Annotated in this window: 20 protein-coding genes; 9 read left to right on the forward strand and 11 right to left on the reverse strand. The window is 62.7% G+C overall.

Annotated elements, in window-relative coordinates:
• Nucleotides 1-195: 195 nt before the first annotated feature.
• Nucleotides 196-1680: an exopolyphosphatase gene (locus ACMDW7_RS05885; protein WP_377302429.1), complete on the forward strand. Its 1485-nt coding sequence runs from the start codon at nucleotides 196-198 to the stop codon at nucleotides 1678-1680.
• A gap of 300 nt (nucleotides 1681-1980) precedes the next feature.
• Here ACMDW7_RS05885 and ACMDW7_RS05890 read toward each other — a convergent pair whose 3' ends face one another.
• From ACMDW7_RS05890 to lgt, 5 genes are all read right to left on the reverse strand, one after another.
• Nucleotides 1981-2205: a hypothetical protein gene (locus ACMDW7_RS05890; protein WP_414859628.1), complete on the reverse strand. Its 225-nt coding sequence runs from the start codon at nucleotides 2203-2205 to the stop codon at nucleotides 1981-1983.
• Nucleotides 2206-2487: 282 nt separating this feature from the next.
• Nucleotides 2488-3333, reverse strand: coding sequence for a hypothetical protein (locus ACMDW7_RS05895; RefSeq protein WP_377302425.1), 846 nt, complete (start codon nucleotides 3331-3333; stop codon nucleotides 2488-2490).
• 492 nt (nucleotides 3334-3825) lie between these two features.
• Nucleotides 3826-4299: a phosphohistidine phosphatase SixA gene (sixA, locus tag ACMDW7_RS05900; protein ID WP_377302594.1), complete on the reverse strand. Its 474-nt coding sequence runs from the start codon at nucleotides 4297-4299 to the stop codon at nucleotides 3826-3828.
• Between the two features lie 134 nt (nucleotides 4300-4433).
• Complete coding sequence (gene ppk1, locus ACMDW7_RS05905; RefSeq protein ID WP_414859645.1) at nucleotides 4434-6515, reverse strand: polyphosphate kinase 1; 2082 nt, start codon at nucleotides 6513-6515, stop codon at nucleotides 4434-4436.
• A gap of 214 nt (nucleotides 6516-6729) precedes the next feature.
• Nucleotides 6730-7617, reverse strand: coding sequence for a prolipoprotein diacylglyceryl transferase (gene lgt, locus ACMDW7_RS05910; protein ID WP_377302423.1), 888 nt, complete (start codon nucleotides 7615-7617; stop codon nucleotides 6730-6732).
• 246 nt (nucleotides 7618-7863) lie between these two features.
• Here lgt and ilvD point away from each other — a divergent pair, with 246 nt between their 5' ends.
• Entirely contained in the window at nucleotides 7864-9552 is a 1689-nt protein-coding gene (gene ilvD / locus ACMDW7_RS05915) for a dihydroxy-acid dehydratase (RefSeq protein WP_377302421.1), read from the forward strand.
• Between the two features lie 66 nt (nucleotides 9553-9618).
• Here the strand turns inward: ilvD and ACMDW7_RS05920 are convergent, their stop codons facing one another.
• Complete coding sequence (locus tag ACMDW7_RS05920) at nucleotides 9619-9933, reverse strand: c-type cytochrome (RefSeq protein WP_377302419.1); 315 nt, start codon at nucleotides 9931-9933, stop codon at nucleotides 9619-9621.
• A 199-nt stretch (nucleotides 9934-10132) separates the two neighbouring features.
• On the opposite strand from ACMDW7_RS05920, the gene ACMDW7_RS05925 reads away from it, so the two are divergent.
• Nucleotides 10133-10369, forward strand: coding sequence for a TIGR04438 family Trp-rich protein (locus tag ACMDW7_RS05925; protein ID WP_377302418.1), 237 nt, complete (start codon nucleotides 10133-10135; stop codon nucleotides 10367-10369).
• A 93-nt stretch (nucleotides 10370-10462) separates the two neighbouring features.
• Here the strand turns inward: ACMDW7_RS05925 and ACMDW7_RS05930 are convergent, their stop codons facing one another.
• Both ACMDW7_RS05930 and ACMDW7_RS05935 read right to left on the reverse strand, forming a co-directional pair.
• On the reverse strand, nucleotides 10463-11590 hold the full coding sequence (locus ACMDW7_RS05930) for a branched-chain amino acid ABC transporter substrate-binding protein (protein ID WP_377302416.1): 1128 nt from the start codon (nucleotides 11588-11590) through the stop codon (nucleotides 10463-10465).
• Between the two features lie 206 nt (nucleotides 11591-11796).
• The gene (locus tag ACMDW7_RS05935) at nucleotides 11797-12969 is read right to left on the reverse strand and encodes a trans-sulfuration enzyme family protein (protein ID WP_377302414.1); all 1173 of its coding nucleotides are present in this window, start codon (nucleotides 12967-12969) and stop codon (nucleotides 11797-11799) included.
• Nucleotides 12970-13044: 75 nt separating this feature from the next.
• Between ACMDW7_RS05935 and ACMDW7_RS05940 the strand changes: the two genes are divergently transcribed.
• Nucleotides 13045-13614: an Lrp/AsnC family transcriptional regulator gene (locus ACMDW7_RS05940; protein WP_377302412.1), complete on the forward strand. Its 570-nt coding sequence runs from the start codon at nucleotides 13045-13047 to the stop codon at nucleotides 13612-13614.
• Between the two features lie 4 nt (nucleotides 13615-13618).
• On the opposite strand, the gene ACMDW7_RS05945 is transcribed toward ACMDW7_RS05940, so the two are convergent.
• Entirely contained in the window at nucleotides 13619-14923 is a 1305-nt protein-coding gene (locus ACMDW7_RS05945) for a D-amino acid dehydrogenase (RefSeq protein WP_377302410.1), read from the reverse strand.
• Nucleotides 14924-15348: 425 nt separating this feature from the next.
• Between ACMDW7_RS05945 and ACMDW7_RS05950 the strand changes: the two genes are divergently transcribed.
• The 5 genes from ACMDW7_RS05950 to ACMDW7_RS05970 all read left to right on the forward strand — a co-directional run bounded on the left by ACMDW7_RS05950 (nucleotide 15349) and on the right by ACMDW7_RS05970 (nucleotide 20592).
• Complete coding sequence (locus tag ACMDW7_RS05950; RefSeq protein WP_377302408.1) at nucleotides 15349-16278, forward strand: branched-chain amino acid ABC transporter permease; 930 nt, start codon at nucleotides 15349-15351, stop codon at nucleotides 16276-16278.
• Nucleotides 16279-16301: 23 nt separating this feature from the next.
• On the forward strand, nucleotides 16302-17504 hold the full coding sequence (locus ACMDW7_RS05955; protein WP_377302590.1) for an ABC transporter permease subunit: 1203 nt from the start codon (nucleotides 16302-16304) through the stop codon (nucleotides 17502-17504).
• The gene (locus tag ACMDW7_RS05960) at nucleotides 17501-18271 is read left to right on the forward strand and encodes an ABC transporter ATP-binding protein (RefSeq protein ID WP_377302406.1); all 771 of its coding nucleotides are present in this window, start codon (nucleotides 17501-17503) and stop codon (nucleotides 18269-18271) included. The genes ACMDW7_RS05955 and ACMDW7_RS05960 overlap by 4 nt, the downstream gene beginning before the upstream one ends.
• A gap of 13 nt (nucleotides 18272-18284) precedes the next feature.
• Nucleotides 18285-19037: an ABC transporter ATP-binding protein gene (locus ACMDW7_RS05965; protein ID WP_377302404.1), complete on the forward strand. Its 753-nt coding sequence runs from the start codon at nucleotides 18285-18287 to the stop codon at nucleotides 19035-19037.
• 241 nt (nucleotides 19038-19278) lie between these two features.
• Nucleotides 19279-20592 (forward strand): MFS transporter, encoded by a 1314-nt coding sequence (locus ACMDW7_RS05970; protein ID WP_377302402.1) that lies wholly within the window; start codon nucleotides 19279-19281, stop codon nucleotides 20590-20592.
• A 248-nt stretch (nucleotides 20593-20840) separates the two neighbouring features.
• Here the strand turns inward: ACMDW7_RS05970 and ACMDW7_RS05975 are convergent, their stop codons facing one another.
• Nucleotides 20841-22364, reverse strand: coding sequence for a fumarate hydratase (locus tag ACMDW7_RS05975; protein ID WP_377302400.1), 1524 nt, complete (start codon nucleotides 22362-22364; stop codon nucleotides 20841-20843).
• Between the two features lie 37 nt (nucleotides 22365-22401).
• Nucleotides 22402-23010: a TIGR00645 family protein gene (locus ACMDW7_RS05980; RefSeq protein WP_377302398.1), complete on the reverse strand. Its 609-nt coding sequence runs from the start codon at nucleotides 23008-23010 to the stop codon at nucleotides 22402-22404.
• Between the last annotated feature and the right edge of the window lie 15 nt (nucleotides 23011-23025).

Below are 23025 nucleotides of genomic sequence, written 5' to 3' on the forward strand. Positions count from 1 at the left end.
AGAACCGCATACTTCCCTCATAACGATGGTGTCTCCAAGCTGATCGTTCAGCACCCCTCTGATGATCGGTCTTCGAGCCTGCGCATTCCGCAGGCTTTTTTCTTTGTGGAGACCGACCAAAAAGGCGCGCTCAAGAGGGCCGAGGGTTTTCCCACTATGCTCGTTGCCAGTCCATATCTACAGAACACGAAGAGCATGCAGGAAGGCAGCCTTCTGGCCGCGGTTGATCTCGGCTCCAACAGTTTTCGGCTCGAGATCGGCCAGTTGCAGGGCAAGCAGATTGTCCGCCGCGACTACCTCAAGGAGCCGGTGCGCCTGGGCGCCGGCCTGAACGAGGCGCGCCAGCTCTCGCGCGGCGCCATGCAGCGCGGCGCCGAATGCCTCGCGCGCTTTGCTGAGCGCCTGCGCGGCTTCCCGGCGGGGCAGATCCGCGCGGTGGCCACCCAGACCCTGCGGGAAGCCGTCAACCGCGACGAATTCCTTGAGCTGGCGCGCGACGCCCTCGGCTACGACGTGGAAGTCATCTCCGGCCGCGAAGAAGCGCGCCTGATCTACTCCGGCGTCTCCCACCTGCTGGCGGACCCCAACGAGCAGCGCCTGGTGATCGACATTGGTGGCCGTTCCACCGAAGTCATCGTCGGCCATGGCCTCAAGCCCCTGGAGGCCGAGAGCTTCAAGCTCGGCAGCGTGAGCTACTCGCTGCGCTACTTCGACGCCGGGCGCTTCCCGCGCGCGGGCTTCGAGCAGGCCATCATCGCCGTGGCCGCCGAGGTGGAAGACAGCATCGAGACCTTCCAGCGCTACGCCTGGCGCATGGCCTATGGCTCGTCCGGCACCGCCGGCGCACTGGCTGACATTCTGCGCAGCAACCGCATTACCGACGGCACCATCACCCTGGACGGCCTGCTGTGGTTGCGCGAGCAGTGCGAACGCGCCGGCCACATCGACAAGCTGCGCATCGAAGGCCTCAAGGAAGACCGCCGCCCCGTGCTGGCTGGCGGTCTGGCTGTGATGCTCGGCATGTTCGAGGCCCTGGGCCTTCAGGAGATGGAAGCCGCCCGCGGCGCGCTGCGCCATGGCGTGATGTTCGACCTGCTGGGCCGCGAGCGCATCGAGACCGACATGCGCAACGGCACCGTGCGCCGCCTGCAGCAGCGCTTTGCCAGCGACCAGGTGCACAGCCAGCGTGTGCAGGACCTCGCCCTGTCGCTCTACCGGCGTCTCGTGCCCATGTCCGTGGAGCCGCTGCTGGTGGAGGCCGAGCGCGAACTCGGCTGGGCCGCGCTGCTGCACGAGCTCGGCATGTGCATCAGCCACAGCGACTATCACCGCCACGGCGCCTATCTGGTTGAGCACGCGGATGCGCCCGGCTTTTCAGAATCCCAGCAGGCCCGCCTGGCCGCGCTCGTGCTCGGCCACCGTGGTGGCCTGAAGAAGCTTGAGCCCTGGCTGGCCGATCCGCGTTTCGTCGAGCAGCTGATGGTCCTGCGCCTGGCCGTCATCCTCGTCCACGCCCGCCGCAAGCTACCCAACGGGGTCTTCACCCTCACGCGCGGCGAGAAGACCGTGCACCTCGCCCTGGACCCCGACTGGGCCGCCAGCCACCCCCAGACCCTCTATTTGCTGAGCGAAGAAGCGGCGGCGTGGAAGCGGGCGGGGGTGCGGGTGGTGCTGGACTGAGGCTTCCGCTCAGCCGGCCCTTAACCCTTCGAGGCCGCTGATCGGTCTGCGGGCGGCCTCCGGCCATTGAGGGACCGTCCGGCACAGTGCCTGGCCGCATCAGGCTGCCGATTGTCAAAAATCATTTGAAAATGAGCCTCTCCGCTGCCTTATTTTCAAATGATCCAGCGCATCTATCGGCTGGAAACCCGCATCAGACAAGCGGGAAGGCACTTTGGCGTGTTTTGCATGTCACGCCGCGGCAACGCGGCCCGAGCCTTGCCTCGGCGGGCGCAGTGCGGCTGAAACGGAGCGCCAGTATCAAGGCCACTGAACCAGACACACCAGCCCCGCAGCCGCAGCCACAAACAGCGCGGCGCCCAGCCACACCCCAAGCCGCCCCGCGCCCCGGCTGCGCAGCAGGGCCAGCAGGCCAATGAAGCCCATGGCATACATGATGGCCGCCATCGCATACGCCTGCGGCGCCGGCACAAAGACCGAGGGGCCACCACGCTTCGGCGAAGACTCGAACCCCGAATGCGCCACGATCAGTGACCCTCCGAGCAGGCCGAGGGCGATCAGGCCAGCGACGAAGAATTGGGCGGCGGGGGTGAGGGATCGCGTTATGGGGCAGAAATCTTGATACACGCAAAATGATGAACTGAATACCTGCAGCGCACCTGAGTTTGGTACTCACTATGACCGTGCGGAAACTTCTGTTGAGCCAAACATCAGGCATGGCTCCATTCTCGCACTAAGGCTGATCTGGGCAGAGCGAACGGTTTGATAGTATTGTTGCTTATGTCGCTTTACCGACATATTGCGGCATCACTTGCGTACCCCCGCTTTTTCTCTTGCTTCATTATAAATTCTAGCTGCGCGTCCGAGGCTGGGTGAGCTGCGCGCGCTTGGATTTTTTCTGAGTACAACCTTTAATACAATCTCAGCGTCATCCAACAAATCGACGCGTACGCTTGAGATTATGACAGCCGCGCAAAAATCTGGATCAGCTGTCAAATTGGAATCAACCTTCAAAGCCTCATCAGCACTTTCAAGTGCAGCGGAGTGTGCGCCGAAACCCGAATAGGCAATTGTAAGATTCCGAAGAATAGGACCTTGGTCTGCATGTTTGTCAGTTGATGCTTTTTCCAAGTTCTGAATGGCTTGCGCGTAGCGGCCTTGAAGAACCTGCAGGCCTCCAAGAAGCGCAGCGGCGGGAAGCCAGTTTGGGAATCGCCGGGCGACTACTGTCACTTCTGTTTCGAACTCGGCAAGGCGTCGCACGTCGACGGATCGCGCAGCGGCGATGTATTCCTCCAAGCGAACATGAATCTGGGTAATAGCTAATGCAGGCGACCGGTCAGCAGCGCCTTCGGGTGATCGTTTCAGCGTCGCTTTAGCGGCCCCAAATTGACCGAGTGCCGCCTCAAGGGATGCACGCTTTGCCCAGTAGTATCCTGATGCTGAACATTTATCTTCGTAGCTTGCCCATGTATTCAATAGTTGAATGGTGGTCGGTCGATCACTTTTCGAGATACGCTTTGCGTGATCAAGCCACAGGCGCTCGCATTCTGACTCGATATTGGGATCAAATGTTTTCGCCGCTGCGGACAAAGTTAAGCCGATGCAGATGATGCCTACGATCGTTCGACCAATTATATGTACGGAGTTCATGGGCTATAGTACCGAAGATTCTATTGTATAACTTCAATCGGCCTGCGTCGAAGTCATATTTCGGCACCGGTGCTGCGAAAGCACGGTGACACCGTTATTGTGCGCTAATAATGCGGCAGGCCTTGAATGCTGCGTCATGCTGCTTACCGGGCGCAAGTCCCAGCGGTGCGTACATTCCACTGTGACGAGGTCAGTTTTTGAGATTTGCGCCAAGCCGCATATCAGCTGCAATCTTCGCAGTGTCTGCGCGCCAAGGTCGCAGTTTCCATGGGATCTGGCCGGAAATGCTCTATTCTAATTGGGTGTTTTGCCACTTTGCGCTTGTCAGGTGGCCCTTTTCATGCGATTCAAGGGCCAGGTTGTCTCGCCCGATTCCGATCTTTGGTGCGGATGAACTCAGCCTGTAGGGATCGCCCCATAGAGCTGCTCGGGGTCGACATCCGCGCTAGTGGCACGCTGACAAACGCAACTGGCGCACCCCGCCAGGCCGCCCTACAACAACTCCGGCGACTGCACCGCCACCAGGACGTTCTGCGCCACCTCGGCGCGCAGGCGCTGGCGGATCCACCAGACGGCGCCTTTGCGGACGGACCAGGCCTGGGCCTCGCCGCCGATGAGCCAGGCGGCCACTTCGCCCAGGGCGGGCTGGTGGCCGACGATGAGCACGGGCTGGCGGGAGTGCGGCCAGTCGGCAGCCGTGAGCAGGTCTTCTGCCGTGGCGTGGGGGCCGATGGCGTCGATGGTGCGCGCCTTGCGGTTGGACATTTCAGTGAGCGCGCGCACGGTCTGTTGGGTGCGCTTGGCGGGGCTGGCGAGGATGCGCGTCCCTTCTGGCAGGCGCTGGTGCAGCCAGGCGGCCACGCGCTGGGCCTGGCGCTCGCCCTTGGTGGTGAGCGCGCGGTCGAGGTCGTCCGGGCCGCCGGATTCACCCTCGGCCTCGGCATGGCGCCAGAGGATGAGGTCCATGCTGGCGCGTTCCTTGGCAGTCGCGGACTTCTTCTGCGGGTCGGCCTTGTCGGCCGCTGCCGCAGAGCGGACGGCTGAAGGTTGATCAACCGGAGGATGCGCGACGGGCACGTGAGCCTCCGGGCCGGGCGCGCTCATTGCCCGCCGTAGATCTGCATGAGTGAGCGCTGGGCCGAGGGCTTGGCGCTGCGCGCGCTCTGGTAGGTGCCGTCGGGCAGCTGCTTGAAGGCGTCCACACCGTCGAGCAGGTAGGGGGTGAGCGCTTCGTCAATGACGCGCTGGCGCAGCTTCTTGTCGCGGATGGGCCAGGCGAGCTCGATGCGGCGGAACATGTTGCGGCCCATCCAGTCGGCGCTGGCCAGGTACAGGGCCTCCTTGGTGCCGGCGCGGAAGTAGAAGGCGCGGGTGTGTTCCAGAAAGCGGCCGACGATGCTGCGCACGCGGATATTGTCCGTCCAGCCCTTCAAGCCGGGCGGCAGCACGCAGGCGCCACGAACGATCAGGTCCACCTTGGCGCCGGCGGCGCCGGCCTCGATGAGCGCTTCGATCAACGGCTCGTCCAGCAGGGCGTTCATGCGCGCCACCACGCGGGCGGGCTTGCCGGCCAGGGCGGCGTCGCGCACCTCGTGCAGATGGGCGATCATGGCCTTGTGCAGGGTGAAGGGCGCCATCAGCAGGTGCTTGAGCGTGCCCACCTTGCTCTGGCTGGCCAGGTGCTGGAAGACCTGCTCCACATCAGCGGTGAGTTCGGGGTCTGCCGTGAGGTAGCCCAGGTCGGTGTAGAGCCGCGCGGTCTTTAGGTTGTAGTTGCCGGTGGACAGATGCGCGTAGCGGGCGAGCTTCTTGCCCTCGCGCCGGGTGATGAGCAGGGCCTTGCCATGGGTCTTGAGACCCACCACGCCGTACACCACCTGCGCGCCGACGCTCTCCAGACGCTCGGCCCAGTTGATGTTGGCTTCCTCGTCAAAGCGCGCCTTGAGCTCCACCACGGCCGTGACTTCCTTGCCGCGGCGGGCGGCCTCGATCAGCAGGTCCATGAGCACGGAGTCGCTGCCGGCGCGGTAGATGGTCATCTTGATGGCCAGCACCTGCGGGTCGGCCACGGCCTGGCGCAGGAAGCTCACCACGGGGTCAAAGCTCTCGAAGGGGTGGTGCAGCAGCACATCGCCCTTCTGGAGGGTGTCAAAAATGGACGCGGCCGCCGGCACGGACTTGGGCCACTGCGCGGCGTAGGCCGCGAACAGCAGCTTGCTCTTGGGCGATACGGTCACCTGGTCGATCATCGTGGTGAAGCGCACCAGGTTGACCGGGCCGTTGATGAGGAACAGGGCTTCGGGTGGCAAGCTGAATTGCTTGAGCAGAAAGTCGTACAGGTCCGGCGGGCAGGCGTGGCCCACCTCGAGGCGCACCGCGTTGCCGAAGTGCCGTGCCGTGAGATTCAGGCGCAGAGCCTGGCGCAGGTTGGTGACATCCTGCTCGTCCACGGACAGATCACTGTCGCGCGTGACGCGGAACTGCGAGAAGCCCACCACCTCGCGGTCCGGAAAGAGTTCGTGCAGGTGCGCGCGGATCACACTCGACAGCAGCACAAACACCTGTTTGCCGTTGCTCACCTTCTCGGGCAGGCGGATCACGCGGGGCACCACACGCGGGACCTTGACGATGGCAATCGAGTTCTCGCGGCCGAAGGCGTCCTTGCCCGACAGGCGCACGATGAAGTTCAGGCTCTTGTTGGCCACCTGCGGGAAGGGGTGTGCCGGATCCAGGGCGATGGGAATCAGCAGCGGGCGCACTTCGCGCTGGAAGAATTCCGCCACCCAGGCCATCTGCGCGGCGTCGCGCTCGGCATGGGAGAGGATCTCGATGCCTTCCTTCTTGAGCATGGGCATGAGCGTGCGGGCCAGCACTTCATACTGCTCCTGCACCAGGGCCTGGGCCTCGGCAATTACCGGGCCGAACCAGCGCGCAGCGTCCGGCATCTCAGGAGCCTTGCCGTTCAGGGGCAGGTAGTCGGAGATGCGAATTTCGAAAAACTCGTCCAGGTTGGACGACACGATGCACAGGTAGCGCAGGCGCTCGAGCAGCGGTACGTCATCGCGCTTGGCCTGGGCCAGCACGCGGCGGTTGAACTGCAGGATGGCGAGTTCGCGGTTGAGCAGTTCGCGCTTGGCGGGAGCTACGGGTGCGGCTGCAGCGACTTCAAGCGGCGCGGCAATCGGATCAGCCGCGGTGGCCTTGGCCTTGGACTTTGCAGCGGGAGCGCTCTCTTTGGGCTGCTCGATGGCCAGCTTGCGCGGCATCTTGCCGGAGGGCTTGGAGGCAGTCTTGCGCTGGGTCTTGTGCTTGGCCATCGGTTCGGTCATCCGTCAAGTGTGACAACTTGATGTCACGGTTTGATGACAGGCTTTTAGACCGCGGCAGGCCGCTGCGTCATCGAGACTTGCCCGCAGGTCGCCGCGTCGGTGCCGCCGCGCCACCGCGAACGGCCCAGGCCCACAGCCCGATGCCAGCCAGAATCATCGGCAGAGACAGCCACTGCCCCATGGACATCCCGCCAGCCAGCAGCCCCAGCTGCGCATCCGGCTGGCGCGCAAATTCTGCGATGAAGCGGAAGCTGCCGTAGCCAATGAGGAACACGCCGCTCACCGCGCCCGTGGCGCGCGGCCGGGACGAATACACCCAGAGAATGATGAACAGCAGCAGCCCTTCGAGCGCGAACTGATACAGCTGGCTGGGGTGGCGGGGCAGGGCGCCGTACTGCTGGAGCAGCGGCATGAGGCTCGGGTTGGCCGCGCCCAGCGCGGCATCGGCATTGCGGGCCTGCGGGAACAGCATGGCCCAGAAGGCAGCAGGGTCAGTCACGCGACCCCATAGCTCTCCATTGATGAAGTTGCCCATGCGCCCGGCCGCCAAACCGGTCGGTACCAGCGGGGCGATGAAGTCCGTCACGTCCAGCCAGCTGCGCTTTCGCGAACGCGCGAACCAGAGCATGGCCACGAGCACGCCCAGAAAGCCGCCGTGAAAACTCATGCCACCCTTCCAGATCATGAGGATCTGCAGGGGGTTCTGAAGGTGGGTGGCCAGGTCGTAGAACAGGATGTAGCCGATACGCCCGCCCAGGATCACGCCCAGCGCGCCGAAGAACACGAGGTCTTCGAGATCCTGAAGGGTGAGGTTGGTGGTGCCTTTCTGGATGCGATAGCGCCCCAGCAGATAGAAGAGCACAAAGGCCACCAGATACATGAGGCCGTACCAGTGGACGGCCACGGGCCCCAGGCTGATGGCCACGGGGTCGAAGGCGGGGTGCTGCATGGGCATGGTGCGGAGGCCGCGCTGGCCTGTTGCTTCAGGGGAGGCTGCGTAGAATAAGGCAGAGGCTCTATCGAGTTGTTTCCAGCTGTCCCGGCGCCGAGCCGTACCCCGAGTCGGTCGCCCGCACAGTGCTCGCAGCACCATTGCGAACGCCGTTCCTGGCTGGCCAAGACCGTTGTCGATTCGTCTTTGCTGACGCCGACGTTGTTCACCGCCGCAACATTCGCAGCTTCATTCGCACAGAAGAACACCATGCCGCATAACGATCGCTCAAAGAACGTCACCCAGGGGGTGCAGCGCAGTGCCAACCGCGCGATGTACTACGCCATGGGCTACAAGAAGGAAGATTTTGACAAGCCCATGATTGGAGTGGCCAACGGCCACTCCACCATCACGCCCTGCAACAGCGGCCTGCAGAAGCTGGCCGATGCCGCTGTGGAGGCCATCAAGGGCGCGAATGCCAACGCGCAGCTCTTCGGCACCCCAACCATCTCGGATGGCATCGGCATGGGTACCGAAGGCATGAAGTATTCGCTGGTATCGCGCGAGGTGATTGCGGACTCCATCGAGACCTGTGTGATGGGCCAGTGGATGGACGGCGTGGTCGTCATCGGCGGCTGCGACAAGAACATGCCCGGCGGCATGATGGCGCTGGCACGCACCAACGTGCCGGGTATCTATGTCTACGGCGGTACGGTCAAGGCCGGCCATTACAAGGGGCAGGACCTCAACATCGTCAGCGCCTTCGAGGCCGTGGGCCAGTTCTCGGCAGGCAATCTCAGCCAGGAAGATTTCGAGCAGATCGAGCAGCGCTGCATCCCCGGCAGCGGCTCCTGCGGCGGCATGTATACGGCCAACACCATGAGCTCCAGCTTCGAGGCGCTGGGCATGAGCCTCATGTACTCCAGCACCCAGGCCAACCCGGACGACGAGAAGGTGGTGTCGACCGCCGAGGCCGCGCGCGTGCTGGTCGAGGCAGTCAAGAAGGGCATCAAGCCGCGCGACATCATCACGCGCAAGAGTATCGAAAACGCCGTCGCCTGCATCATGGCTACGGGCGGCTCCACCAACGCAGTGCTGCACTATCTGGCGATTGCGCACGCAGCCGATGTGGAGTGGACGATCGATGACTACGAGCGCATGCGACGCAAGGTGCCTGTGATCTGCGACATGAAGCCCTCGGGGAAGTATCTGGCCGTGGACCTGCACAGGGCCGGCGGCATCCCCCAGGTGCTGAAGATCCTGCTTGATGCCGGCCTGCTGCATGGCGACTGCATGACCATTACCGGTCGCACCATGGCCGATGAGCTCGCCCATGTACCGAGTACACCGCGCGCCGACCAGGATGTGATCCGCAGCATCGACAAGGCGCTCTATCCGCAAGGGCACCTGGCCATCCTGAAGGGCAACCTGTCTCCGGAAGGCTGTGTGGCAAAGATCACGGGACTGAAGAACCCGAGCATCACTGGCCCCGCGCGGGTGTTTGATAGCGAAGACGAAGCGATGGCCGCCATCATGGCGCGCGCCATCAAGGCGGGGGATGTCGTGGTGATCCGCTATGAAGGCCCCAAGGGTGGGCCGGGCATGCGCGAGATGCTCTCGCCCACCTCGGCGCTGATCGGCCAGGGTCTAGGCGAAAGCGTGGGTCTGATCACGGACGGCCGGTTCTCAGGCGGCACCTGGGGCATGGTGGTCGGCCACGTCGCGCCTGAAGCGGCCGTGGGCGGGCCGATCGCGCTGATCCAGGAGGGCGACTCCGTCACGATCGACGCGCACAAGCTGCTGCTGCAGCTGAACGTCAGCGACGAAGAGCTGGCCAGGCGCCGCGCCGCGTGGACGCCGCGAGCTCCACGCTACACGCGTGGGGTGCTGGCGAAGTTCGCCAAGCTTGCATCGACCGCGTCGAAAGGCGCCGTCACGGACGGCTCGCTCGATCTCTGATCTGATCTGCGCTGCAAAAGAAACGGGGAGCCATGGCTCCCCGTTTCTTTTGCCTTGTACCGCGGATTACTTTTGCGCCATCACCCAGGCTGCTAGGGTGCGGGCTTCGGCTTCCGACACCTGCGGGTTGGCCGGCATCGGAATCTGGCCGAAGCTGCCAACGCCGCCTTCGCGGATCTTCTTGGCGAGCTTGGCCACGGCATCCTTGTCGTTGGCGTACTTGGCGGCGACGTCCTTGTACGACGGGCCGACAAGTTTCTTGTCCACCGCATGGCAGGCCATGCAGTTCTTGCTGCGGGCCAGTTCGGGGCTGGCCCAAGCGAGCGGCGCGCCGAGGAGTCCAGCCAGTGTGAAGAGGGAGATGACCAGGGTCTTGTTCATGTTGAAGGAGGCTCCGGGGGGCTTTGTGTGGTTTGCAATGAGTCCACAACGATCATGCGCTGGATCGCGCCGACAACAAACATGTTTCGGCGCATGATTCACTATCGGTTGCGGATTGTAGGCAGCCGGGTTGACGAATCTGGCGTTGTAGCGCAACGTTAGGGCTATCACTAAACCTGAGAGGGCACTGAGGTACGCAATGCCACTGGTCTGGATCGGTCTTGTCCTGGTTCTGCTGAAGTATTTCGAAGTCGGCCCCTTCGCCACGGTGTCGTGGTGGTGGATCCTCGTGCCGCTGATCGTCGCGTTCATCTTCTTTGAGATCATCGAACCCATGTTCGGGCTCGACAAGAAGAAGGCGCATGACGAACTGGCCAAGGCCAAGGAGCGCCGAGTCAAAGAGCAACTGGATCGCGATCGCAAGCGCGCGCGTTGATCCAAGTCTGCTGCATCTGTCTTCGATTCAGCCGTAGCACCAAAGAAAAAGCGCCAGCTCTGCTGGCGCTTTTTGCTTTTGCGCTGAACCCGATCAGTTCAGAGCAATCTTCTTGCCACCGCGGTACGTGTAGATCGTCATCGCGGGGTTGCGGATTTCGCCGATGCTGTCGAAACCAATGCGTGCAGTCACGCCCTGGTAGTCGATCTTGGCAAGCTGCTCGCGGATGCGAGCAGGCTCGGCAGAACCCGCCTTCTGCACGGCGTCGGCGATCATCATGACGGCGTCGTACACATAGGGCGAGTAGACTTGGAATTGGCCAGGGAACTGGGCGTCGTAGCGCTTGCGCCACTCAGTGCCACCAGGCATCTTGGCCAGCGATGCGCCACCTTCAGCGCAGAACACGGTGTCGTTGTTGGCACCGCCGGACAACTCGGTGAGCTTGTCTGTGCAGATGCCGTCACCGCCCATGAACTTGGCGTTGATGCCGAGTGCCTTCATCTGGCGCAGCATCGGGCCAGCCTGCGGGTCCATGCCACCATAGAAGATGATGTCCGGGTTGGCCGCGCGGATCTTCGTCAGGATCGCGTTGAAGTCGGTGGCCTTGTCGTTAGTGAACTCGCGGGCCACGATCTTCATACCGTTGGCTTCGGCTGTGCGCGCAAACACGTCAGCGACGCCCTGGCCATAAGCGGTGCGGTCATCGATCACGGCCACGTTCTTGGCGCTGAGCGACTTGGCGCCGTACAGGGCCAGACCGGCGCCAAGGGCGTTGTCATTGGCCAGAATACGGAAGAACGTGTTGAAGCCTTGCTGCGCGATGCGGGGGTTGGTGGCAGACGGCGTGATCTGCGGAATACCAGCCTGGTTGTAGATGGCCGAAGCGGGCAGGGTGGTGCCGGAGTTCAGGTGACCGACCACTGCGTTGACCTTGGCGTCCACCAACTTCTGCGCGGCTGCGGTGCCCTGCTTCGGATCCGCTGCGTCGTCTTCAGCCTGCAGCACCCAGCGGACCTTACGGCCACCGACGGTGATGTTGCGCTTGTTGAGGTCCTCGATCGCCATGCGGGCGCCGTTCTCGTTGTCCTTGCCGTAGTGCGCCTGCGGACCCGAGGTCGGGGCCACGTGGCCGATACGGACAACCAGCTCTTGCTGTGCTGCAGCGGCGAAGGCAATGCTGCCGGCCATAGCTGCAAAGATCATCGATTTCTTGAATTGCATGGTTCCTCCTTGGGAGTAGTCAGCCGAGACGTGGAGTCTGGGCGGCATGGTCTGGGTCGATCCAAGACCCGGCGAACATACCTGAATCGCGGCATGCATGTAAAACGTTTGTCATCTGGCGCCGGGAGTCAGTGCAAACCCTTGTGCAGCGGGCTTCGCTGCAATCGATTCGCTCCTGATGAGACGCGGCTCAGCCGGTGCGCGGTTCACGTTTTGCGAAGTGCGTCGAAAGCATCCGAAAGATCCGTGAATAGATCGTCCGGGTGTTCAAGGCCGATGTTCACGCGTACGAGCTCGCCTCGAAGCACCGGCCAGTCGGCCGCAGTGCTCATGCGCAGCGCGAGGCTGCAGGTGCCCCCCCAGCTCGCACCGATCCGGAACACCCTGAGCTGGTCAACCCAACGATCAGCTGCCTCTGACGAGACACTAGGGGCGAACTCGAACGAGAACACGCTCGCAGAGCCGGAGAAGTCTCGCTTCCATATCGAATGACCCGGGCAGTCAGGCAATGCCGGATGCAGCACGCGCGCGACTTGGGGCTGCTCTGCCAACCAGCGGGCGACTGCGAGCGTGCGGCGTCCGAGTTCTTCCAGACGCAGGCTCATCGTCTGCATGCCGCGCAACACGAGGAAGCAGTCGTCGCTGCTGATGCTCAGGCCGAGTGCGTTGCGCATGCGACGGACTCGCTCGCCCAGTACTGCATCGCGGCAACTGACCGAGCCCATCACGAGGTCGCCATGGCCGGCGTGATACTTCGTGAGTGCCTGGATCGACAGGTCAGCGCCGAGTTCAAGCGGCCTCAGGAGCCGACCCGCGCTCCAGGTGTTGTCCACGGCAACATGCGCGCCGTGCCTGCGGGCAAGCGCGCAGATGGCCGGCAGATCGCACACTTCGAAACTGACCGAACCCGGCGTCTCGACCCAGATGAGCCGGGTGTTGGGGCGAAAGGCGCGGTCGAGCGCGTCAAGGTCGAGTGGGTCATAGAAGTCGGCCGCAACGCCCAGTTGTGGCAGTACATCAGTGGCAAAGCTGCGACTCGGCCAATAGACGTTACGCGGCACGAGCACATGGTCGCCCGCGCGCAAGAGTGCCATGTAGGTCAGCGTCAGCGCAGAAAGTCCGCTGGGTGCGAGGCAGGTGTCGGCAGCGCCTTCGCTGATGTTGACCTGAACTTCGAGGGCTCGTGTGGTGGGGGTGCCGTAGGTGCCATACACCCATGGCGCTGCTCGCTTGCGGTCCTTGAACTGCGCGCTGTTGTCGAACACCACGGTTGAGGCGCGGTACACGGGTGTGGCCAGGTTCCTGAACCCTTCCGCGACCTGGCCGGCAAGTTCTGGGTGGATGGCGAGCGTGTCAGGGTGGTAGTTGCGCAGACTCATAGAGCGAGAGGCGCGCGTTGGGCGCACTGGGTAAGCTGCAGACCAGCGTAGCAGGCAATCGTACGAGACCCCATCATGGCCGTTCTGAAGCTGGACAAGATCGACCGAAAACTGCTGAACCTGCTTCAGCAGAACAATCAGCGGACCACCCGAGAGCTGGCCCAGTTGCTGCACATTTCACAGCCCACTCTGGTACGGCGGCTGCGTGAACTGCGCAGCCAGGGCGTGGTGTGCGCGGACGTGTCCTTGGTGGATCCCATCAGCCTCGGCTTGGGGATGTACGCATTTCTCGATGTGTCACTGCACGACCAGAGCGAGGAAGCCGCATCCCAGTTCGAGCGACGGATCCAGGATGAGCCGGAAGTGCTGCAGTGCTATTTCGTGACGGGCGCCTTCGACTTCTTCCTGATCCTTCACGTGGCGAACATCGAGGCGTACTACCAGTTCATACGGCGGGTGCTTTCGGCGAGCGGGAACGTACGACACTTCGAGAGCCGGTTTCCGCTCAAGCGAACGAAGTTCACCAATCGGATCGAGTTTGACGAGCGTGCACTTCAGCTGGAGGTTCGGACCGCGGAGCCGCAAAAGTCGCCCGAAGTGGCCTCGCCACGAGCGGGCACGCCGCGCAAGCGCACCGCGCGCTGAAGCCTCAGGCTGAGACGGCGGCCCGACGACCCATGCCCGGCGCCGGGCGCGGCACATCGCCAGTGAACGCGAAGTCCACCTCCGGCGCGCGGCCGGACAGGATGTCGGCCATCGCTTTGCCCGAGCCACAGCCCATTGTCCAGCCGAGGGTGCCGTGGCCTGCGTTGATGTACAGATTCGACACGCGGGTACGACCGATCAGCGGGATGTTTGACGGCGTCGATGGCCGAAGCCCGGTCCAGTAAAGAGGCGTGTCGTAGTCACAGGCCTCAGGGAACAGTTCGCGTGTGCGGCGCCGCAGCGCCTCGCAGCGAGCAGGGTTCAGTTCGCGGTTCCAGCCATTGAGTTCGGCCGTTCCGGCAATGCGGAGCCGGTCGCCGATGCGGGTGAAGACCATCTTGAAGTTGGAGTCCGCCACCGAGACCCAGGGCGCCTTGCTTGCGTCGGTGATCCGGAAAGTCGCCGAGTAACCCTTGGTCGGGTAGATCGGCGCCGACAAACCCGCGGTCTCGAGGGCGAAGGGCGTGAAGCTGCCCAGCGCAGTCACGTATGCATCGGCTCGTTCGACCCGGTACTTCCCGTCAGAGCCGATGAGTTCGACCCCCTCGATGCGATCTCCGCCGCGCAGCAGGCGAGTGATTTGGTGGTTGAAGTGGAACTGGACGCCGCGTGCCTTGCATCGCTCTGTCAATGCAAGCGTGAACTTGTAGATGTCACCGGTTTCGTCTTCGGCCGTGTAGTCGCCGGCAACAATGCGATCCGCGATGGGCTGCAGCGCAGGTTCGATGCGAAGCACGTCTTCCTTGCTGATGACGTGCCGGTTGCAGCCCAGTTCGCGCATGACGGCGGCGTTCTGATCTGCCCCTTCCGCCTCCTCATGAGAGGTATAGAAGTTCACGATGCCGCGTTCGAGATGGTCGTAGTCGATGCCGATTTCGCGTCGCAATGACTGCAACACGTCGCGGCTGTAGGCACACATGCCCACAAGATTCTGGATGTTGTGACGCACACGGCCGGGCGTGCACTCGCGCAGAAAGCGCAGCCCCCAGAGCCATTGCGCCAGCTCGGGCCGGGGGCGGAACAGCAGCGGCGCATCTTCCTTGCCCAGCCACTTGATGAGTTTGAGCAGCGCCCCCGGACTGGCCCAGGGTTCGGCGTAACTCACCGAGATCTGACAGCCGTTGGCAAAGCTGGTCTCTTGCGCAGGGCCTGGCTGCCGATCGATGACGACCACCTCGTGGCCTTGCTGGGAGGCGAACCAGGCTGTCGCGACACCGATGATGCCGGATCCGAGAACGATGACTTTCATGTGCTGTATGGCGAGGTGAGCGCGAGGCAACACAGCAGATTTTAGGTTGTCTCGATGCAACAGCTGCGATTCAACTTTATGCCACTAGGTGAATCAAATAAAACAATAAAGAAGGAAAAAGATCATCATGAAGACAAAAAATTCGATTGATATGCACGCATGATTCCATGCAAATTGATCGAAAAGAGCGATGTGGTAGTGGGATTTTCTCGATATCTGTGGTGTGGCGCGCTCAGTCGCGGGACGCGGTGGGTCTAGAGCCTTGTGCCTACAATGCGCCACCCTTGAGCCAGCCCGTTATCCGCGGGCCCGTGTTGCGGCGGCATCGGGCGACTGCACTGCGCGCTGGCCCTGCCGGTCGCATTGGCACCGAGAGGTGACACACACCTCGCGAATCAACCAAATCCACTGGGGGCATCTGCCATATGGAAGTACTCATCCAGCAGATCGTGAACGGTCTTGTGCTGGGCAGCGTGTATGCGCTTATCGCACTCGGTTACACGATGGTCTACGGCATCCTGCAGCTCATCAACTTTGCCCACGGCGATGTGCTGATGGTCGGGGCACTGACTGCACTGTCGGTCATCAAGCTCGTGGTGGGTTTCGCACCTGACACCCCGGGCTGGACCCTGATGCTCATCGGAACCGGAGCGGCGATTCCCGTGTGCATGCTGCTCAATGTCTTCATTGAGCGCGTCGCCTACCGCCCGCTGCGCAATGCTCCGCGCCTGGCACCCCTGATCACGGCAATCGGCATTTCGATCATTCTCCAGACTGTGGCAATGATTGTCTGGGGCCGCAGCTTCCATGTTGTGCCCCAACTCTTGCCCGCCGAACCGATGAAGTTTGGTCCGATTCAAATTACGCCGACACAGCTGACCGTCATCATTGTGTCTGCCGTCGTGATGTTCAGCCTCGTGCTGTTGGTGGAGAAGACGAAGCTCGGTAGAGCCATGCGAGCCACGGCTGAAAATCCTCGCGTTGCCGGATTGATGGGTGTCGATTCCAACCGCGTGATCGTGGCCACCTTCGCACTGGGTGCTGCGCTTGCTGCAGTAGCTGGCGTGCTGTTCGCTGCGAACTACTACACCGCGCACTTCGCGATGGGCTTTATGCCCGGTTTGAAGGCATTTACTGCGGCGGTGCTGGGCGGAATTGGAAACATATACGGTGCGGTGGTCGGCGGATTGATCCTTGGCCTTGTCGAGAGCATTGGCGCTGGCTACATCGGCACCTGGACGGGCGGTGTGCTCGGTAGCCACTACCAGGACATCTTCGCCTTCGTCGTGCTGATCATCGTGCTCGTGTTCCGGCCCTCCGGGATCATGGGTGAACGCGTCGCCGATCGAGCCTGAGCACGGGAGTGGCACACATGATGATGAATTCCTTCTTTGGCAAGAATGCGTCGCCCCAAAAGGCGTACATGGGTACCGTGCTCGTAGCCGCAGCGCTGATCCTGCTCCCGTGGGTGGTGGGCATGGGGGGTAACAATGCCTGGGTGCGCATGCTTGACTTTGCGCTGCTGTACGTGATGCTGGCCCTCGGCCTGAACATCGTCGTCGGCTTTGCCGGCCTGCTGGACCTGGGCTACATCGCGTTCTACGCAGTCGGTGCTTACATGTACGCGCTGCTGGCGAGTCCACACCTCTGGCAGCAGTTTCCGGCAATCGCGGCGGCGTTTCCGGATGGTCTGCACATCAGTATCTGGTGGGTCATTCCGTTGGGTGCCGGCTTGGCTGCCATTTTTGGTGTGCTGCTGGGTGCACCCACGCTGAAACTGCGCGGCGACTATCTTGCCATCGTGACGCTTGGCTTCGGCGAGATCATCCGGATCTTCATGCTGAATCTCAACGCGCCGCTGAACATCACGAACGGACCGCAAGGGATCTCGCAGATCGATCCCGTCTCGGTGTTCGGTATGCCTTTTGTCGGGGGCGCAGGTTCAGGGGGCTACGTGTCCCTGCTGGGCTTGAAGATCCACAACACCTACCTGTACTACTACCTGTTCCTGTTCCTGACGATCGTCACCATCATCATCTGTATTCGCCTGCAGGATTCGCGTATCGGCCGCGCATGGATGGCCATACGCGAAGACGAAATTGCTGCCAAAGCCATGGGCATCAATACGCGCAACACGAAGCTCTTGGCCTTTGCCATGGGCGCGACCTTTGGCGGCGTGGCCGGTGCGATGTTCTCGGCGTTCCAGCAGTTCGTCTCTCCGGAATCGTTCAGCTTGAACGAATCGATCATGGTTCTGGCGATGGTGGTGTTGGGTGGGATCGGTCACATTCCGGGTGTGATCCTTGGTGCTGTGCTGCTTGCGATCCTGCCTGAAGCACTCAAGTTCGGTTTGCCGCCCTTGCGCGAGTTCGTGATCAACAACATGGTCACTCCGCTGGCGGGCAAGACAGATGGCTTCGTCGTCACCTTTGTCAAGAACCTGCTAGAGCCCGAGGTCTTCCGGTTCCTGATCTTTGGGCTCGCGATGGTGATCATCATGCTGTATCGACCCAAGGGGCTTTGGCCTGCGCCGGAGCACGGCATTGCGCCCGCCCTCAAGGCTGACGGGAGCCGCGCATGAGCGAAGAGATCCTGCTTTCGGTCAAAGGCGTGAACAAGCGCTTCGGCGGGCTGCAGGCCTTGTCGGAGGTCGGCATCGAGGTCGAGAAGGGCCATATCTATGGCCTGATCGGCCCCAATGGCGCCGGAAAGACCACGTTCTTCAACGTCATCACGGGCCTGTACACGCCGGACTCCGGCAGCTTCACGCTCGGTGGCAAACCCTATTCGCCACGTGCGGTTCATGAGGTCGCCAAGGCGGGCATTGCGCGCACCTTCCAGAACATCCGCCTGTTTCCAGACATGACCGCGCTGGAGAATGTGATGGTCGGGCGGCATGTGCGCAGCAAGAGCGGCGTATGGGGTGCGATCCTCAAGCTGCCGTCATTCAAGCGTGAAGAAGCCGGCATCCGCGACCTCGCCATGGCGCTTCTGGAGTATGTCGGCATCAGCAAGTACGCCAACTATCAGGCCCGCACGCTGTCCTACGGCGATCAGCGCCGTCTAGAAATCGCGCGTGCGCTGGCGACCGACCCGCTGCTGCTCGCATTGGACGAGCCCGCAGCGGGCATGAACGCCACCGAAAAGGTGATGCTGCGCCAGCTGCTGGAGAAGATCTCCGGCGAAGGCAAGACCATCCTGCTGATCGAGCACGACGTGAAGCTGGTCATGGGCCTGTGCGACAAGGTGTCGGTGCTGGACTACGGCAAGCTGATCGCGCAGGGTGCACCGGACTCGGTCCAGCGCGATCCGAAGGTCATCGAGGCCTACCTCGGCACGGCGCATTGAGAGGGAAGATGCAATGACTCAATCCGCAACGACATCCCAGCCGGTCCTGAAGGTCAGCAGCTTGAAGGTGGCATACGGCGGCATTCAGGCCGTCAAGGGCATCGACCTCGAAGTCCGCGACGGGGAACTCGTCACACTGATCGGCGCCAACGGCGCAGGCAAGACCTCCACGCTCAAGGCCATCACGGGTGTTCTCAAGCCTGCGGGTGGCGAGGTGCTGTATTTCGGCAAGGCGGTCACTGGCACCGACTCCTTCAAGCTGGTGGAGCAGGGGTTGGCCATGGTGCCGGAAGGCCGTGGCGTCTTCACGCGCATGACCATCGTCGAGAACCTGCAGATGGGCGCGTTTGTGCGCAATGACGCGCAGGGCATCAAGGATGACATCGAGAAGTGGTTCACCGTGTTTCCGCGCTTGAAGGAGCGGGCAACGCAGCTCGCCGGCACGATGTCCGGCGGCGAACAGCAGATGCTGGCCATGGCGCGCGCGCTGATGAGCCGACCCAAGCTGCTGCTGCTCGATGAACCGTCGATGGGTCTGTCGCCCATCATGGTCGAAAAGGTCTTTGAAGTGATCCGCACCGTGAAGGCGCAGGGCGTGCCGATGCTGCTGGTTGAGCAGAATGCCAAGCTCGCGCTTGAAGCGGCCGATCGCGGCTACGTGATGGACTCCGGGCTCGTCACCATGAATGGTGCCGCAAGAGACATGCTCACTGACCCGAAGGTGCGCGCTGCATACCTCGGTGAGGTCGAGGCAGGTTCGGGCTGAACGTCACACTGTGCCAAGGGCCGATTGGCGGCACCTTCGGGTGCCGCTTTTCATTGGTGCGCCGGCCCTGACGCACGGTCATCAGCAAACCCCGCGCACGAATCAAGATGGCACAGCCATGACACTGTGCGCGTAAACACCGAGCGGTGCCCATCACGCATGCCGCTACAACGCTGTCCAGACCCAGTCAGACGGCAGCGCGCCATCCAGACGACGCAGACGAACGGAGGAGATCGACCCGATGCAGAACGACATTGCACGCACAGTGCTCAACGAAGGCGTGCAGCGCCGCGAGGTCTTTGGCTGGGCCGCGTACGACTTCGCGAACTCCGGCTACACCACGGTCGTGCTCACGGCGGTGTTCAACGCCTACTTCGTGGGGGTGGTGGCCCAGGGGCACGACTGGGGCACGCTCGCGTGGACACTGACCCTCGGCGTGTCGTCCCTGCTGATCATGTTCACCGCGCCGGGCATTGGCGCCTACGCCGACCGCTACGGGCGCAAGAAGCTGCTCCTGGGGGCAGCCACCGTGGCCTGTGTGCTTGGCACTGCGGGGCTGGCCCTGGTCGGCCGCGGTGATCTCTGGCTGGCGGTGGCGCTGATCATCCTGACCAACTACGCCTTCAGCCTGGGCGAGACCTTGAACGGCGCCTTCCTGCCGGAACTGGCTCGGCCCAACCATGTCGGCACGGTGTCGGGCTGGGGCTGGAGCTTCGGCTATTTCGGCGGCATGCTGACTCTCGGTCTGTCCCTGGCCTGGGTGATGCAGCAGCAGGCTGCTGGCGCCACGGCCGAGCAGTTTGTGCCCGGCACCATGTTGATTACGGCGGTGGTCTTTGCCGTGGCCAGTGTGCTGACGTTTGTGCTGCTGCGTGAGCGCGCGGGTGGGCAGGGCGTACGCGTCCACCAGCCCGACGAAAGCGGGCTGCAGCAGCTCTGGCGCAGCTACCAGAAGCTCGCACACACGCCGCAGTTTGCGCGGCTGCTGGCCTGCGGGGTGCTGTATCAGGCCGGCATCTCTGTGGTCATCACACTGGCGGCGGTCTATGCCGCTGAGGTCATGGGCTTCACGCAGACCCAGACGATGATGCTGGTATTTCTCGTGAACATCGCCGCCGCGCTGGGGGCCTTCGGCTTTGGCTACCTGCAGGATCGCGTGGGGCACCGCCGCGCGCTGACCATCACCCTGGTGGCCTGGATGCTGATGGTCGTGCTGGCCTTCTTTGCCCGTAGCGCCACGCTGTTCTGGGTGGCGGCGGTCTTCGCGGGTTTGGCGATGGGTTCGTCGCAGAGCTGCGGCCGCGCCATGGTTGCACTGCTGGCGCCGCCTTCGATGCTGGCCGAGTTCTTTGGTTTGTGGGCGTTTGCAACGCGTCTGGCGGCGGTGGTGGGGCCGGTGACCTACGGCGTGATTACCTGGGTGACGGAAGGCAACCACCGAATTGCCATGCTGGTCACGGGCCTGTTCTTCGTGCTCGCGTGGGGGGTGCTGCGCAAGCTCGACATGGCCGCCGGTCAGCGCCAGGCCGAGGCGCTCGAGGCGGAAAAGAGCTAGCGCAATATTTTCAATGGAAAGTTGATAAGCTGGAACGAAAATCCGCGATTATCAATGAATGATTGAAAAATACGATACGCTACTCTCCGCATGCTCGGTGCGGATCTCGGCTGATTCTGTGACGATTTCCTGCTCGCGCATCTCACGCTGAGTGTCTTCTTGATCGACAAGCCGCAAGCCCGAGTGCGGAGGTGTCTGGAGGCGACCCCGGAGCAACTCACTCACGGAGCCGGCCTCGCGCACGTCGATCAGGCGGTAGCGACGGGAATCTGGCCAATCTTGGCTGCCCATTCCTTGGGGCCCGTGTTGTGCACGGAGGTACCCGAGGCATCCACGGCGACGGTGACGGGCATGTCCTTGACCTCGAATTCGTAGATCGCTTCCATGCCGAGGTCTGCAAAGCCCACCACCTTGGCACCCTTGATGGCCTTGGCCACCAGATAGGCCGCACCGCCCACGGCCATGAGGTAGGCGCTCTTGTGCTGCTTGATGGATTCGATGGCGACCGGGCCGCGTTCGGCCTTGCCGATCATGGCGATCAGGCCGGTCTTGGCGAGCATCATGTCCGTGAACTTGTCCATGCGCGTGGCGGTGGTGGGGCCGGCGGGGCCGACAACTTCGTCGCGCACCGGGTCCACGGGGCCGACGTAGTAGATGACGCGGTTGGTGAAGTCCACCGGCAGGCTCTCGCCCTTGGCGAGCATGTCCTGAATGCGCTTGTGCGCGGCATCGCGGCCGGTGAGCATCTTGCCCGACAGGAGCAGGGTGTCGCCGGGCAGCCAGCTCGCGACTTCCTCGCGCGAAAGCGTGTCCAGATTCACGCGCTTGCTCTTGTTGTAGTCCGGCGCCCACTGCACATTGGGCCAAAGGTCCAGCGATGGCGCCTCCAGACAGGCCGGGCCGGAGCCGTCGAGTACGAAGTGCGCGTGCCGCGTGGCCGCGCAGTTCGGAATCATGGCCACCGGCTTGCTGGCCGCGTGCGTGGGCGCCATGGCGATCTTCACGTCCAGCACCGTGGTCAAACCGCCCAGGCCTTGCGCGCCGATGCCCAGAGCGTTGATCTTCTCGTACAGCTCGAGTCGCAGTTCCTCGAGCTTGTTGCTCGGGCCGCGCTGCTGCAGCTCGTACATGTCGATGTCTTCCATCAGCACTTCCTTGGCCATGAGCATGGCCTTCTCGGCGGTGCCGCCGATGCCGATGCCCAGCATGCCGGGCGGGCACCAGCCGGCGCCCATGGTGGGTACGGTCTTGAGCACCCACTCCACCAGGTTGTCGCTGGGGTTCATCATCACGAACTTGCTCTTGTTCTCGCTGCCACCGCCCTTGGCGGCCACGGTCACATCGAGCTTGTCACCAGGCACCACTTCCATGTGGATCACGGCGGGTGTGTTGTCCTTGGTGTTCTTGCGCTCGAAGTGCGGGTCCGCGAGGATCGAGGCGCGCAGCTTGTTGTCCGGATTCAGGTAGCCGCGGCGCACACCTTCGTTCACTGCGTCGGCGATCGAGCCCGTGAAGCCGCTCCAGCTCACGTTCATGCCGATCTTCAGGAACACGTTGACGATGCCGGTGTCCTGGCAGATCGGGCGCTTACCCTCTGCGCACATGCGGCTGTTGGTGAGGATCTGCGCGATGGCGTCCTTGGCCGCGGGGCTCTGCTCGCGCTCGTAAGCGCGGGCCAGATGGGCGATGTAGTCGGCCGGGTGGTAGTAGCTGATGTACTGCAGCGCACCGGCGACGGATTCGATCAGGTCGTCCTGCTTGATGACGGTCATGTGCAAACTCCGGAGAGACGTTGTAGGCAGAAAGGGGTCAGTCGTTCTTGGCGCGGCCGTCGCGCTCTTTGGCCGCGGCGTCTACCGGCGCCATAAGGCGATCGGTGAAGGCAATGGCCATGGCGGAGAACAGGAAGGCGATGTGGATGATGGTCTGCCACATCAACACCTTCTCTTCATAGTTGGCTGCATTGATGAAGGTCTTGAGCAGGTGGATCGAACTGATGCCGATGATCGCCGTGGCCAGCTTCACCTTGAGCACGCTGGCGTTCACATGGCTGAGCCACTCGGGCTGATCGGGGTGGTTTTCCAGCTGCATGCGGGAGACGAAGGTCTCGTAGCCGCCGATGATGACCATGATGAGCAGGTTGCTGATCATGACCACGTCGATCAGCGCCAGCACCACGAGCATGATGATCGTCTCGTTCAGCCCGGTGATGGGCTTGTCGGTCTTGTAGCCCATGTTGTTCACGAGGATCTGCAGTGCCTCCTGATTGCCGAAGGCCGCCTGAATCAAGTGGGTCAGCTCGACCCAGAAGTGAACGACATACAGCAGTTGCGCGACGATCAGGCCAACGTAGAGGGGCAGTTGCAGCCAACGGCTGGCAAAGATGAAGGTCGGCAGAGGGCGAAGAGGGTGGGGCATGGGCGGGTAGGGCGG

It is taken from the genome of Piscinibacterium candidicorallinum (assembly GCF_047549485.1).
GTDB classification, from domain to species: Bacteria; Pseudomonadota; Gammaproteobacteria; order Burkholderiales; family Burkholderiaceae_C; genus Piscinibacterium; species Piscinibacterium candidicorallinum.

Excerpts from the sequence above, each read along its gene's own strand:
- ACMDW7_RS05885 (WP_377302429.1), top strand. The coding sequence starts at position 196 with ATGCAGGAAGGCAGCCTTCTGGCCGCGGTTGATCTCGGCTCCAACAGT.
- ACMDW7_RS05895 (WP_377302425.1), bottom strand. The coding sequence starts at position 3,333 with ATGAACTCCGTACATATAATTGGTCGAACGATCGTAGGCATCATCTGC.
- sixA (WP_377302594.1), bottom strand. The coding sequence starts at position 4,299 with ATGGACCTCATCCTCTGGCGCCATGCCGAGGCCGAGGGTGAATCCGGC.
- lgt (WP_377302423.1), bottom strand. The coding sequence starts at position 7,617 with ATGCCCATGCAGCACCCCGCCTTCGACCCCGTGGCCATCAGCCTGGGG.
- ilvD (WP_377302421.1), top strand. The coding sequence starts at position 7,864 with ATGCCGCATAACGATCGCTCAAAGAACGTCACCCAGGGGGTGCAGCGC.
- ACMDW7_RS05920 (WP_377302419.1), bottom strand. The coding sequence starts at position 9,933 with ATGAACAAGACCCTGGTCATCTCCCTCTTCACACTGGCTGGACTCCTC.
- ACMDW7_RS05925 (WP_377302418.1), top strand. The coding sequence starts at position 10,133 with ATGCCACTGGTCTGGATCGGTCTTGTCCTGGTTCTGCTGAAGTATTTC.
- ACMDW7_RS05930 (WP_377302416.1), bottom strand. The coding sequence starts at position 11,590 with ATGCAATTCAAGAAATCGATGATCTTTGCAGCTATGGCCGGCAGCATT.
- ACMDW7_RS05935 (WP_377302414.1), bottom strand. The coding sequence starts at position 12,969 with ATGAGTCTGCGCAACTACCACCCTGACACGCTCGCCATCCACCCAGAA.
- ACMDW7_RS05940 (WP_377302412.1), top strand. The coding sequence starts at position 13,045 with ATGGCCGTTCTGAAGCTGGACAAGATCGACCGAAAACTGCTGAACCTG.
- ACMDW7_RS05945 (WP_377302410.1), bottom strand. The coding sequence starts at position 14,923 with ATGAAAGTCATCGTTCTCGGATCCGGCATCATCGGTGTCGCGACAGCC.
- ACMDW7_RS05950 (WP_377302408.1), top strand. The coding sequence starts at position 15,349 with ATGGAAGTACTCATCCAGCAGATCGTGAACGGTCTTGTGCTGGGCAGC.
- ACMDW7_RS05955 (WP_377302590.1), top strand. The coding sequence starts at position 16,302 with ATGAATTCCTTCTTTGGCAAGAATGCGTCGCCCCAAAAGGCGTACATG.
- ACMDW7_RS05960 (WP_377302406.1), top strand. The coding sequence starts at position 17,501 with ATGAGCGAAGAGATCCTGCTTTCGGTCAAAGGCGTGAACAAGCGCTTC.
- ACMDW7_RS05965 (WP_377302404.1), top strand. The coding sequence starts at position 18,285 with ATGACTCAATCCGCAACGACATCCCAGCCGGTCCTGAAGGTCAGCAGC.
- ACMDW7_RS05970 (WP_377302402.1), top strand. The coding sequence starts at position 19,279 with ATGCAGAACGACATTGCACGCACAGTGCTCAACGAAGGCGTGCAGCGC.
- ACMDW7_RS05975 (WP_377302400.1), bottom strand. The coding sequence starts at position 22,364 with ATGACCGTCATCAAGCAGGACGACCTGATCGAATCCGTCGCCGGTGCG.
- ACMDW7_RS05980 (WP_377302398.1), bottom strand. The coding sequence starts at position 23,010 with ATGCCCCACCCTCTTCGCCCTCTGCCGACCTTCATCTTTGCCAGCCGT.